Source organism: Bacillus sp. AM1(2019) (assembly GCF_009906915.1).
In the GTDB taxonomy this organism is placed as follows: Bacteria; Bacillota; Bacilli; order Bacillales; family Bacillaceae; genus Bacillus; species Bacillus velezensis.
The window spans coordinates 3680144-3692544 of sequence record NZ_CP047644.1 but is presented as its reverse complement, the minus strand read 5'-3'; the positions used below and the strand labels follow the sequence as shown (position 1 = coordinate 3692544).

Here is a 12401-nt window from a genome sequence, read left to right as displayed (position 1 = left end):
GCGCATGATTCCGCTTGCCGGCATATTGTTTGTTCCGAATCCAGTAAAGAATGCCCATATCGGGCATTCTTTTTTTGTGTGCTCTCCTAAACATTTGTTAAAAGTTACCGATGTAAAAACTACTAAAAATGAGGAGAGTGAATAGAAAACATGCTCACAAGCTGGAGGAAGTACATCCTTGCCGGCCTTATGATTTGTCTTGTGGCACCCGCAGTAACGAGAACGGAAATTGCTGAAGCGGATTCTCAAGTTTCTGTCCTGATGGTTTCAGACGCGCAAAAACTTGTCGGAAATAAATATGTTTACGGAGGCGAAGAGCCTGAGGACGGTTTTGATCCGTCCGGATTGATGCATTATCTTTTCAGCAGGCAGAACATCCATCTGCCGAGAACGGTAAGTGATCAATGGAAGATTGGAACCGCCGTCAAAGAAAATGACCTTTTACCGGGAGATCTTGTGTTTTTCAAAAAGTCGGATTCAACACAAAACGCACCCGTCCATGACGGTCTTTATATCGGAAACGGAGAGATGATACACAGTTCTCCGTCAGAAGGCGTAACCGTCACACGGTTTCAAAAAAGCAGTTATTGGATGAATTTATATCTTGGCGCAAAGCGGATTACAAAAGATCCGGAACTGGCTGATGACCCGATCGTTCAGGAGGCAGCCCGTTACCTCGACATTCCGTATGTATTCGGCGGAAGCACGCCCGAGGAGGGATTCGACTGTTCGGGGCTGGTCCAATATGTTTTTGAAAACAAGCTTCACATTTACCTGCCGAGATCAGCGGAACAGCAGTGGCTGGTCGGTGAGAAAATCAAACTGAGCGGCATAAAGCCCGGGGACGTGATTTATTTCAGCGACACGTATAAAAAAGGAATTTCCCATGCGGGCATTTATGCGGGAGAGGGAAGGTTCATCCAAGCAAGCCGCTCCGAAAAAGTCACCATTTCTTACTTGTCGGAAGATTACTGGAAAAAACATTTTACGGGGGTGCGCCGATTCAGCAATTTAGCCATTTCTAAAGAAAATCCCGTTGTGTCCACAGCGGCCGATCATATCGGAATTTCTTATCTGAAAGGCGGCGTTTCACCGGAAACCGGCTTTGATACGGCGGGATTTGTTCAATACATCTATCAAAAAGCGAAAGGAATCAGCCTGCCGCGTTATGCGGACAAGCAGATGCAGGCGGGCGTTCCGGTCGATAAACAAGATCTGAAGCCCGGCGATCTGGTTTTCTTTAAAGCGGAAAGCCTGAATCCGGCCATTTATATCGGGAACGGACAAGTGATTCATGTCACCGTGTCCGCAGGCGTTACCATAACAAATATGAACACAAGCGCTTATTGGAAGGACAAATATGCGGGCGGCATCCGGCTTCCGTAAAAAAAGACGTCAGAGAGTGTCTCTGACGTCTTTTTCTTTTACCGTTTCGGCGCTCTGTATCCGGCCGCTACCGCATCCTCTACGGAACAGAACATTTCCGCGGGATCTGTCGTCCGGTCGTAGTATGTACTTCCCGGCGTGTGATAAATGCCGTTCCGGCTGCCTTTAATGTCGCATCCCTGTGAGGTGCCGCCTGCTTTCGTTTCGGCATGTCCGCCGGAGGAAGGGGCGTTGTTTTGCGCCGTTTCCGCGTTTTCGGATGTTTTTGTTTCTGCTTTCTGCCGCTTTAAAGTTTTATTTTCTGACTGAAGCGTTTCAGCGGTCTTTTCGAGCTTCTTTTGTGAATTTTTTAATGTCTCATTGTCTTGTTTGAGTGATTTGTTTGTTTTTTTCAGCTCGCTTATCTCTTGGCTGAGTTTGCTGAGTTTTTCTTCATTGCCGGCTTCGGCTTCGGATTTCTCCTTTTCGGCCGCGGCACTGATGCTTTCATATTTTTTCTCAAGCGCCTGGTGTTCCTTCGTCAATTTTTGATAAGCGGTATCAAGGGTGCTGTATTTCTCCTCTGCCTTCACGGCCGAGGCGTCCGGCTCTGCGAGGGAGGCGTCGGTCAGAAGCAGGATAAATCCGCCGATGAGAAGGGGCCAAAACAGCTTTTTTGAAAAACGTTTTTCTTTTTTGGCAGCTTTGCATATGAGGTGGAATATTCCGTATCCGACTGCGCAGAGAAAAGCTAAACATCCTATAATAGCGATTGCATTCGACATCATGAAACTCCTTTTTTCTTTATCTTACAATTTATTTTCATTTTTGGGAATTTCATTTTTGGGAATTTCTTTTTTGGGAAACGTGAAAAGCCAGGCCGTGAAAGACCTGGCTTTTTCCTTTTATTGATCGTTGTCGAGAAGCCGGTTGATGAAATATGCGACGCCGTTTTCATCGTTGCTTTTTGTAATATACGTGCTTTTTTCCTTCAGTTCATCAATCGCATTGCCCATGGCGATGCGGTTTCCCGCCGCTTCAAACATGGAGAAATCATTCGGGCTGTCGCCGATGGCGTAAATATCCTGTTTTTCAATACCGTACAGTGAAGCAAGCTCCGTCAGAGCACGTCCCTTTCCGGAACCGGCAGGGAGGATTTCGATAATGTGTTTTCCGGAAGATGTCTGGGATAATTTCGGATGATGTGTAATTTCTTCTTTGGCGTTTCTCAGTTTTTCCATATCAAAAGAGAAACAAAGAAGCTTGTAAACATGTTCGTCTCCGTTAAAAATCGCCTGTATATCCTGTACGGGTTTAATGCCGAATTGTTTGAACTGCGTCTTTGCGCCCTCCCATAATGTCTGAATATCTTCCTTGGGATTGGCGCTTTTCAGAATATCCAGTTCTGCCTGCAGTTTGGACTCGCCGTCAAATGGGGACAGCAGATGATCATCTGTATAGACCTCAAAGTAAATGTCGTTGTCCGTTAAATAAGCGGCGATATCCTTCCCGGCCTGCTGATCCATTAAGAGCCGGCTGACGAGGCGGTATCCTTTGTCATGGACTGTCCCGCCGTTTGCCGCAATGATCGGAATATCCAAATCTTTTAAGAGCGCTTTTACATCAAACGTGGCTCTGCCCGTGCAGATGGCCACGAGAATGCCCGCCTCATCCGCTCTTTGTAAAGCCGCTCTGTTTTCCGGAGAAATCACACTGTCCGAGTTCAGTAATGTGCCGTCTAAGTCAATGGCTATCAATTTCATATGTATGGATGCCCTCCTTAAAAATAAAGCTGCTTCATGTAGTATGTTCAGCTTTGTGCGAAATCAGCAGAAAGCCGTCAGTTAAAGGCTATACCTTCATGTCCTTTTTTTCAACAGAAAAACGGCGGGATTTGCTAATCCCGCCGTGACGTCTTACGCGTTTAAATCATTTTTTAATTTTGTTTTTACTTCTTGAAGGTTTTCCTCATTCAGCTTGAAGTAATAAATATTTTTGCCGTACTGAGGAGTGTAAATATAGCTGTCTGAACCTGTCAGCTGCAAAGAATCCACCGATTTCAGCGATGTGATAAACGGGAACAGACCGATGGCGTCATTAAGAGATAAGTTCATTTTTAAGTTTTTCCCTAAGCTGTCGACGATATCGTCATAAGAAGGGATCGAGCTTAACGATTTAGATTTTTTAATAATGGCGCTCAGCACTTCCATCTGTCTTTGTCCGCGCATCAGATCGGTGTCCGCTTTGCGTGTTCTTACATAAGCCAGTGCCTGCTCACCGTCAAGCGTCTGGACGCCCGGCTTCAGCACGACTTTTCCTTTTGTATCGACTTTAATACGATCGGCAATTTTCTGGCTTTTCACATTTACCGTAACGCCGTTCAACTCATTGACGACATCGCGGAACGCGTCGAAGTTGCTCTCAACCACATAATCTACCGGAATATCAAGCATGTTTTCTACTGTTTTATAAGTTAAATTATAACCGCCGTAAGCATGTGCGTGCGCGAATTTGTCATAGCCGTGTCCCGGGATGTTGACATATGAATCCCGCGGAATGCTGAGCATCGTCGCTGTTTTCTTTTTCCGGTTGAAGGTGACGAGCACGTTGGCGTCACTTCTTGCGTCATCTACTGATTCGCCCTTACTGTCACGGGCGTCTATTCCTAAAAGCAATACGGTGAAAGAATCCTTCTTCGGGTCAAATTCTTTGATCCGTTTTACGGACTGGTCGCCGCGGTCAAGGCTGACGTGCGCTTCTTTGGTCGCATTATTCAATTTCACAAATGCGTAGGTGCCGACGGAACCGGCGATCACCAATAAGAAAGCGGCGAATACCAGTACAAATTTCACCCATTTTCTGAGGCGTCTTTTCTTTTTTCTGCGTTGAGATCGTTCTTCCATATCATTACCTCTCGTTTCTATTCTTTGTGAAGCGTACCATAATTGTTGACTTGGAGCAACTCTTCAAATGAGAAAATTCCAAATCTTTCTCTCTATTTCGACAACATCTACTGTTATTTTTGCATCAGGTTCACATTATATTGGACGGCAGGAAGCGGGAAATGTTTCGTCGCTTTGTAAAAAATAATTAGTAAAATAATGGATGTTAACGGTGCGGAAGGTTTGAAACGGACGGAAACAGGCAAAAGAAGCAGTAGAACAATTCCGCGCGGATACAGCGTTGGATGAAGGGAGTCTACATAACATGAAAAGCATACACTCGAATAAATGGCTCTATTTTTTCGGCGCACTCGGCGGCGCGTTATACGGATATGATACCGGAGTCATTTCCGGAGCTATTTTATTTATGAAAAAAGAACTGGGACTGAACGCCTTTACAGAAGGCCTCGTCGTCAGTTCGTTATTGGCGGGGGCGATTCTCGGGTCGGGATTCGCCGGCAAACTGACCGACCGGTTCGGAAGGCGGAAGGCCATCATGGGAGCGGCGCTGCTGTTTTGTATAGGCGGTTTAGGAGTCGCTTTTGCCCCGAATACAGAGGTGATGGTTCTTTTCCGGATCATTCTCGGACTGGCTGTCGGAACATCTACAACGATCGTTCCGCTCTATTTATCGGAGCTGGCTCCGAAACATAAACGGGGGGCGCTTTCTTCGCTGAATCAGCTGATGATTACGGTCGGAATCCTCGTTTCTTATATCGTGAACTATATATTTGCCGATGCAGGCGCTTGGCGCTGGATGCTTGGACTTGCGGTTGTGCCGTCAGTCATTCTGCTGATCGGAATCTTATTTATGCCGGAAAGCCCGCGCTGGCTGTTTACGATCGGCAAAGAAGAGAAAGCAAGAGAAATCCTTTCATCATTGCGGGGAACGAAGAATATTGATGATGAGATTGATCAGATGAAAGAAGCGGAAAAGGAAAACGAAGGCGGCTTGAAAGAATTGTTTGAGCCGTGGGTGAGACCCGCGCTGATTGCCGGCCTCGGACTTGCCTTTTTGCAGCAATTCATCGGGACAAATACAATTATTTATTACGCCCCGAAAACATTTACCAGTGTCGGGTTCGGCAATTCCGCGTCTATATTGGGAACGGTCGGAATCGGCGCCGTCAATGTCATCATGACGCTTGCGGCTATTAAAGTCATTGATAAGATCGGCCGGAAGCCGCTGCTGCTGGCCGGAAATGCGGGCATGGTCATCAGTCTGCTCGTATTGGCCGCGGTCAATCTCTTCTTTGAACATTCAGCAGCCGCATCATGGACAACGGTGATTTGTTTAGGCCTGTTTATCATTGTGTTTGCGGTCAGCTGGGGGCCTGCCGTGTGGGTCATGCTTCCTGAATTATTCCCGCTGCATGTCCGGGGTATCGGGACGGGTGTCTCCACTTTGATGCTGCATGCCGGAACATTGATTGTCTCATTAACCTATCCGATGTTAATGGAAGCAGTCGGCATCAGCTATTTATTTCTCATTTATGCCGCGATCGGGATACTGGCATTCCTGTTCGTCCGGTTTAAAGTGACCGAGACGAAGGGGAAAAGCCTTGAAGAAATTGAGCAGGATCTGAAAAGCCGTAACGGTGGCTCGGGATCAGAATCAAATCGGCGGACAGTTCATCCGTAATATTCAGTTTTAGGGGGGCGGTTATTCACCGGCCCCTCAAAACGGATGCCGAGCGGGCGCCCGGTCACATAAATGACGGGGATATGTCATACGTTGTATAAAGTTACGATAAAGGCGGGGATGCCGGTGAAAACGAGTATTATTATCCTTACATATAATGAACTTGAGCTGACGAAAAAATGTCTGGCCAGCATTGAACGATACACCGACAAAGATAAGATTGAACTGATTATAGTTGACAACGGTTCCTCAGACGGAACGAGAGAATACATATCAAATCTGCCTGACGTCAAAGTCATCCTAAATGAAAAAAACCTCGGGTTCGCCAAAGGGTGCAACCAGGGTATCGAAGCGGCAGGGGGAGAAAATCTGCTGTTTCTGAACAACGATACGATGGTCACGAAAAATTGGCTCACCTCCATGCTGAGGGTGCTGTATCATTCTGAAAAAGCCGGTATGGTCGGGCCCGTCAGCAACTATGTCAGCGGCGCGCAAATGATCCATGACGCATATCAATCGCTTGATGAGCTGGAATCATTCGCGGAGGCGTATTGCGCACGGGAAAAGCATCATACAAAGCGGGTGCTGCGCCTTGTCGGCTTCTGTCTTCTGGTGAAAAGAAGCGTCATTGAAGACATCGGCCCGTTCGATGAGCAATTCGGATACGGTTCTTTTGAAGATGATGACCTATGTCTGCGAGCCCTGCAAAAAGGCTACAGCCTGCACATCGCCCTCGATGCCTTTGTGCATCACCACGGGCACGCGACGTTTACGGCTAATCAGGATATCAATATCAATCAGTTATATTCGGAGAACCGCCAGCGTTTTACGGAAAAATGGGGCACTGATTTTACGTACTTTACTCATCCGAGACCGGAAATTGCGGAGCTCGTGCCCCGGGAGGCGAAACGGATACTTGATGTCGGCTGCGGCGCGGGGGCTACGGGGCTGGAACTTCAAAACAGACAGCCTTGCGAACTGTACGGAATAGAACTGCACCCGCTGGCGGCGCAAGCGGCAAAAGGACACTATGAAGCGGTGCTGCAGGAAGATGTCGAAGAAGTGAAGCTCCCTTATCCGGAAGACTTTTTTGATTGCATCATTTTCGCCGACATCCTTGAGCACTTAAAAGACCCGTGGCGCGTCATTGAAACGTACTCATCCTATTTGTCGCCTGCCGGATCAATCGTTTGCAGCATTCCGAATATTTCCCACGCCGAAGCGCTGTTCCCGCTTCTGCTCGGTGACTGGACATACAGAGACGCCGGCATTCTCGACCGCACCCACTTGCGGTTTTTTACGCCGCAGACGGTGCGCACGCTCTTTCCGGAAAAGACATTTGCTGTGAAAAAGCAGTCCTATACGTATGTTCACGTGGATGAGCGGGTGCAGCTGTTTTTACAGGAAATCACACGAATGGCGCAATCGATGCAATTTCCGGTGACACAGCTGCCCGAACAAAGCCGGATTTATCAAATTCTCCTCCGTGTCGAAAAAACAGGCTGAAGGCTACCGTCCCATCGTTCCGAAGTTGGTAATCTGAATGGAAACATCATAGTCAAAAGCCGCTTCGGAGAAGGTCTCATCCCAATGATGCTTTACTTTCTTCCAATAGTCGGGATATTGAATGCGGACTCTGTCAGAAAAGAAGACAGGGTCCGTTTCATATTGATTCTGCAGCTTATCGATGACTTCTTTCACATCGCTTTTCAGTTTTTTTTCGAAAATCTTTTCCAGCCCGTTTAAATAGTGCTGATCGAATGAATCTTCTCCGGCATATTGATCCTCTGACAAAAGTCCTTTTGTTTTTACCGCTACATGAAATGACAGCTTCCCGTTTTTCAGCCTGGGAGTGATGGCGGATGTTGATTTTTTGATCTCGAAGGTAATCGGGTGCCCCCCTTTATCCAAAGCGGGCAGCACGCCGCCCCGTATCGTCCCCATGAGCCAATTCAGGCTCTGTATTTCGTATGGTGACAGAAAGCCCGCCAATCTGTTTTGTTTTGCGTTTTTGATAATGGCCGCTCCGTCATACACCGTTTTTCCTTTTTGATTGCTGACGGCCTGAATGAGAAAACTGCGTTTATTATGGCAGTAAATTGAAGCCCTCCCGATTCGGAGCGGTTGTAAAATCTTCCCGTTGTAGTTTCCGTTGTTCGTAAGGTCGATCAGCTTTTCCGCGGGCATGGGCTGCTGCTGATTCGGCGTCGGCTCCGTCAGAATATCGGACGCTTTTCCTCTTACCGCGAAGAGATAGCTGCTCCGCCTTAATTCATCATCGCGGATAAAATGATTCATCATCTGCAGTATATTTTGGTCGGCCAGCAATTTGTCGCTGAATATCAGCACTTTTAAGTGATCGCTGTAAACAGGCGGATCTTTTAAAGCGACTTCACTGACGGCTTCAAGAATGGTATCCCCCCGCGTCGTCACATTGACAAACACGGGCCGGCCGGAAGCCTGGCTGTTTTCACTTTGGGGCAGCAGGTTTTGATAGGTTAATTTATATCGGCGGTCACTCGTCTCGTCTATCGCCAGTCCCCGGGCGAAAGATAGCTTTTCGACTTCCTTCGCGTCCCAGCATCCTGAAAGCGTCATCAGTATGAAAAGCGCCGCCGCCCATTTTATGAAAAGTGTCATGACGTCTGTTTCCTCCCGGCTATTTTTTTCATCCGGCTGACAAACCAGATGAGAAAAGGAATCATAATGACGGCAAAAAACGTATACCCGAGAATATTCGCGAATGCAAACACGCTGTTGATATCATCGGGGTACATCGAAAGGCCGAATGTCACTGCCAATAAGCTCCCCATCAGCCAGGCATTGTTTTTATTTTTCAGTCTGAAAATGGTGTTTAATCCGAGATGCGCCCCTTTAAAAGAGCCGAGCATACAGGTAAACTGCTGGCATGTCCACGTGATTAAAAGAAAGATATCAAACCGCTCAATGAAAATACCCCGGATTTCCAAGGCGTGAATCAGGGAAATGGTCGGATACGTCACCGTTTTGGCTTCAGCGACCGACATACAGCCGATGACGACAAGCAGCGTAATGCTGTAAAATAAGCCTGCGCCGGCGATGCCGAAGACAGCAGCCTTTTTCGCCTGCTTCGGATTTTTCATAAACGGCACCAGATACAGAATCACCTCAAGCCCTGAAAAATACAAAAGGGTCCGCGGAAACATCTCAAAAAAGCTTTTGTAGCCTCCTTCCATGACCGGGCGTACGAAATCCAGATTAAACAGTCTCAGGCTGAATATAAGCAGCATAATCAGAATGACGATCGTAACCGGGAACAGATAGGCATAAAGCTTTGAAATGGGATAGACCCCGCCGGTCACATGGTAGATGCCGACCGCCAGAAAGATGAATATGACGACACCCATCGGCGTATTTTTCAGTAAAAAGTAATTGATGACTTCACCTAGAAAACGGGCTTGAAAACAGACGGTGACGACAAAATAACAGCTGATGAATAAATTCAGAAGAGAACCGATGGCGCGTCCCATGATGCTTTGATTCAGCTCATATATGGTTTCCCCGCTGTTTTTCTGCAAAAACGGCATAAAGAGCAGGACGATGCCGATAAACACGACACCCTGCACAAGAATAATGATCCATCCGCTCGGACTGTCCGCTGTTGCGGCGGAGCGAGGCAGTGTTAACACGCCCGCTCCGATCATTGTTCCGCTTACCATGAGAAGTGTCTGCATAAACGACAGCTTGTCTTCCGGTTTTTTCATGGGGATCACCTTTGCTTGATTTTATCTTTCGTCTCTTTTCTGGTCGGCCGTTTTTTCAAAAGAGGCGTCGGCAGTCTGACGATCGTATCTTTTAAGTCTTGGCCAGGCTGCGCCATGATCGGAATAAGATAGTCCTGACCGAAGCTTTTCAGACGCATCAGATGGCCGACGACAAGCAGATAACACATGATCAGTCCGTATAAACCTAATATCGCCGACAAAATCATCGAAAAAATACGGATGAGCCTCAGCGGAAAATTGAACGCATAGGAGGGCGCCGTAAAAGAAGCCAATGCCGTAACGGATACGACAATGACCATCATCGCGCTGACAATATTCGCCTGAACAGCGGCCTGCCCGATCACCACGCCCCCGATCAGGCCGATCGTCTGTCCGATCGGCTTCGGCAGCCTGAGTCCGGCTTCTCTGATCATCTCAATCGTAAAAATCATGATGAACGCTTCAACAAAAGGAGGGAACGGGACATTCAATCTGCTCCCGGCAATCGTAACCGCCATTCTCGTCGGCAAAAGCCCCGTGTGAAACGTAACGAGCGATATGTAAAGGCCGGGTAAATAAATCGTGATTAAAATGCATGTATACCGAAGCAGCCTGAGAAAGGTAACCGGAACCCACCGCTGATTATAATCGTCAGGTGAGTGGATAAATTCATCAATGGTAGCCGGCACCAAAAGGGTAAAAGGCGTTCCGTCTACAAGAATGGAAACCCTTCCTTCCAAAAGAGCGCCCATAACCCGGTCTGGCCGTTCGGTCGTCAAGACGGTCGGGAAAATGGAATACGTGTTATCTTCAATAAGCTGTTCGATTGCTCCTGATTCCGGAATGTCATCAATGGTGATCGAATCCAGTCTTTTCATCACTTCTTTTACAACATCATCAGGCGCGATATCCCGAATGTAGGCAACGGCGATCCGCTTTTTTGTCCGTTCGCCGAGTGTGATCTCTTTGATCTGGAGGTTGGGATCACCGGACTGCTCGCGCAACAGCGCCGTGTTCGTTCGGAGCTTTTCGACAAAACCTATCCTCGGCCCCCGTTCAAGCACTTCTGAAGCCGGTTCTTCAATATCACGCATTTTAAATGTTTCCGTCTCAAACGAAAGGGCTTCCTCCCATCCCTCCGCCAGCAAAACCGATTTGCCGGAGAAAATGTCTGCCTCCGCGTCCTTAAGTGAAGAAAGCCGGGTGTGACGATAGCCGAAAGAGATGGATGACGGCGTTGTTTCAGCCGGTTCCTCTTGATGCCGGGCGGCCGCCTGCACGGGCGAAATAATATATTCCGCAAGCAATTGATTGTCGGTCAGTCCGTCTATATATATAAGACAGGCGTCACATTTGCCGTTTCCGTACGTAAACGAATAAAACATCATGTCATCGCTTTGGCCGAACCGTTTTTTCAGCGCTTCAAGGTTTTTGCCGAGCTCCGCATGTATCGTCATAATGTTCCCCCCTTTCCATCAGTTATTTTAATTTGCGACAAACAAGGCATTTTATTCTGGAATAGGAAATGACTGAGCATTCCGCCCCATCCGAATGGTATAATGAGCAGGTCAGCCATTTTATACATATTGTTTTTAACCGCGGCTCCCTCCGTGTTTTAAAAAAGACACAGGGGGAATGGGATATGAGCCGCTTTTTAAGGGGAGGGGAACGAACATGACGCAAGAGCCGATTTTTTTACAGCCTGTATGTAAAGAAAAAATATGGGGCGGCACGTTATTACGCGAACGATTCGGATACGACATACCTTCAGAAACAACCGGCGAATGCTGGGCGATATCAGCCCATCCGCACGGAATGAGCACGGTCAAAAGCGGTCCGTATCAAGGGAAAACCTTGATGGAACTGTGGGATCAGCATAGAGAATTATTCGGCGGAACGGAAGGGGACCGGTTTCCGCTGCTGACGAAAATACTGGACGTCAAACACCATCAGTCTGTTAAAGTCCATCCTGACGATTATGACGCCGAGGAGCATGGACAGGGTGAAATGGGGAAGTCTGAGTGCTGGTACATTATTGACTGTAAAGAAAACGCGGAAATCATATACGGTCACACGGCCCGTTCGAAAGCGGAACTTGTCACCATGATTAACAGCGGTGACTGGGAAGGCCTGCTGCGCCGCGTGAAGATCAAACCCGGCGATTTTTATTATGTGCCGAGCGGAACCATCCATGCCATTTGCGCGGGGGCGCTCGTGCTTGAAACACAGCAGAATTCAGAGGCCGCCTACCGGATATATGATTACGGGCGTACAGATCAGAACGGCGGGACGCGTGATCTGCATATCCGCGATGCCGTCAACGCCGCGACCGTTCCTCATGTGGACGGATTTTTAGATGAATCAACTGAAACGAGAAAAGGCGTCACCATCAAAACCTTTGTGCAGGGAGAATATTTTTCTGTATACAAATGGGATATCAGCGGGACGGCGGAAATGACCCAGGATGCTCCGTTTATGCTGTGCAGCGTCACAGAAGGAAGCGGCTCCATCATCTGTGGAGGCAAGTCCGCCGAGCTTAAAAAAGGCGCGCATTTCATACTGCCGGATCAGATGCCTGACTTTACGATAAACGGAGATTGCACGCTCATCGTTTCTCATATATAAAAAAACTTAATCCCAGCTCTGGGATTAAGTTTTTTTATATATATATTTCACTTTAAAAATTAAAGCACTTTCCGATAAAAATAA

10 protein-coding genes are annotated in these 12401 nt (G+C 47.6%); 4 read left to right on the top strand and 6 right to left on the bottom strand.

Going from position 1 to position 12401, the window contains the following annotated elements; genetic code table 11:
* The first annotated feature begins 150 nt into the window (after window positions 1-150).
* On the top strand, window positions 151-1386 hold the full coding sequence (locus GNE05_RS18265) for a C40 family peptidase (RefSeq protein WP_060562478.1): 1236 nt from the start codon (window positions 151-153) through the stop codon (window positions 1384-1386).
* A 38-nt stretch (window positions 1387-1424) separates the two neighbouring features.
* Here GNE05_RS18265 and GNE05_RS18260 read toward each other — a convergent pair whose 3' ends face one another.
* The 3 genes from GNE05_RS18260 to GNE05_RS18250 all read right to left on the bottom strand — a co-directional run bounded on the left by GNE05_RS18260 (window position 1425) and on the right by GNE05_RS18250 (window position 4268).
* A complete protein-coding gene (locus tag GNE05_RS18260; protein ID WP_160183066.1) occupies window positions 1425-2150 on the bottom strand; it encodes a sunset domain-containing protein in 726 nt (241 codons plus the stop codon).
* A gap of 120 nt (window positions 2151-2270) precedes the next feature.
* Window positions 2271-3128, bottom strand: a complete 858-nt coding sequence (locus GNE05_RS18255; RefSeq protein ID WP_080130598.1) for a Cof-type HAD-IIB family hydrolase — start codon at window positions 3126-3128, stop codon at window positions 2271-2273.
* Window positions 3129-3281: 153 nt separating this feature from the next.
* The gene (locus tag GNE05_RS18250; protein ID WP_014419036.1) at window positions 3282-4268 is read right to left on the bottom strand and encodes an LCP family protein; all 987 of its coding nucleotides are present in this window, start codon (window positions 4266-4268) and stop codon (window positions 3282-3284) included.
* Window positions 4269-4572: 304 nt separating this feature from the next.
* Between GNE05_RS18250 and GNE05_RS18245 the strand changes: the two genes are divergently transcribed.
* Both GNE05_RS18245 and GNE05_RS18240 read left to right on the top strand, forming a co-directional pair.
* A complete protein-coding gene (locus tag GNE05_RS18245) occupies window positions 4573-5949 on the top strand; it encodes a sugar porter family MFS transporter (RefSeq protein ID WP_007407509.1) in 1377 nt (458 codons plus the stop codon).
* Window positions 5950-6042: 93 nt separating this feature from the next.
* The gene (locus GNE05_RS18240) at window positions 6043-7455 is read left to right on the top strand and encodes a bifunctional glycosyltransferase family 2 protein/class I SAM-dependent methyltransferase (protein ID WP_160183065.1); all 1413 of its coding nucleotides are present in this window, start codon (window positions 6043-6045) and stop codon (window positions 7453-7455) included.
* A 3-nt stretch (window positions 7456-7458) separates the two neighbouring features.
* Here the strand turns inward: GNE05_RS18240 and GNE05_RS18235 are convergent, their stop codons facing one another.
* Genes GNE05_RS18235 through GNE05_RS18225 form a run of 3 tightly spaced genes read right to left on the bottom strand, consistent with a single transcriptional unit; the run spans window position 7459 to window position 11149 of the window.
* Window positions 7459-8589, bottom strand: a complete 1131-nt coding sequence (locus GNE05_RS18235) for a Ger(x)C family spore germination protein (RefSeq protein WP_014419034.1) — start codon at window positions 8587-8589, stop codon at window positions 7459-7461.
* Window positions 8586-9692, bottom strand: coding sequence for a spore germination protein (locus GNE05_RS18230; protein ID WP_160183064.1), 1107 nt, complete (start codon window positions 9690-9692; stop codon window positions 8586-8588). Before GNE05_RS18230 ends, GNE05_RS18235 begins: the two co-directional genes overlap by 4 nt.
* A gap of 5 nt (window positions 9693-9697) precedes the next feature.
* Window positions 9698-11149: a spore germination protein GerBA gene (locus tag GNE05_RS18225; RefSeq protein ID WP_014419032.1), complete on the bottom strand. Its 1452-nt coding sequence runs from the start codon at window positions 11147-11149 to the stop codon at window positions 9698-9700.
* 217 nt (window positions 11150-11366) lie between these two features.
* Between GNE05_RS18225 and manA the strand changes: the two genes are divergently transcribed.
* On the top strand, window positions 11367-12317 hold the full coding sequence (manA, locus tag GNE05_RS18220; protein WP_017418793.1) for a mannose-6-phosphate isomerase, class I: 951 nt from the start codon (window positions 11367-11369) through the stop codon (window positions 12315-12317).
* Window positions 12318-12401 lie beyond the last annotated feature (84 nt).

What these genes read in the sequence shown, in the direction of transcription:
- GNE05_RS18250 (WP_014419036.1), bottom strand. Translation starts at nt 4,268, where the DNA reads ATGGAAGAACGATCTCAACGCAGAAAAAAGAAAAGACGCCTCAGAAAA.
- GNE05_RS18255 (WP_080130598.1), bottom strand. Translation starts at nt 3,128, where the DNA reads ATGAAATTGATAGCCATTGACTTAGACGGCACATTACTGAACTCGGAC.
- GNE05_RS18265 (WP_060562478.1), top strand. Translation starts at nt 151, where the DNA reads ATGCTCACAAGCTGGAGGAAGTACATCCTTGCCGGCCTTATGATTTGT.
- manA (WP_017418793.1), top strand. Translation starts at nt 11,367, where the DNA reads ATGACGCAAGAGCCGATTTTTTTACAGCCTGTATGTAAAGAAAAAATA.
- GNE05_RS18245 (WP_007407509.1), top strand. Translation starts at nt 4,573, where the DNA reads ATGAAAAGCATACACTCGAATAAATGGCTCTATTTTTTCGGCGCACTC.
- GNE05_RS18230 (WP_160183064.1), bottom strand. Translation starts at nt 9,692, where the DNA reads ATGAAAAAACCGGAAGACAAGCTGTCGTTTATGCAGACACTTCTCATG.
- GNE05_RS18225 (WP_014419032.1), bottom strand. Translation starts at nt 11,149, where the DNA reads ATGACGATACATGCGGAGCTCGGCAAAAACCTTGAAGCGCTGAAAAAA.
- GNE05_RS18235 (WP_014419034.1), bottom strand. Translation starts at nt 8,589, where the DNA reads ATGACACTTTTCATAAAATGGGCGGCGGCGCTTTTCATACTGATGACG.
- GNE05_RS18260 (WP_160183066.1), bottom strand. Translation starts at nt 2,150, where the DNA reads ATGTCGAATGCAATCGCTATTATAGGATGTTTAGCTTTTCTCTGCGCA.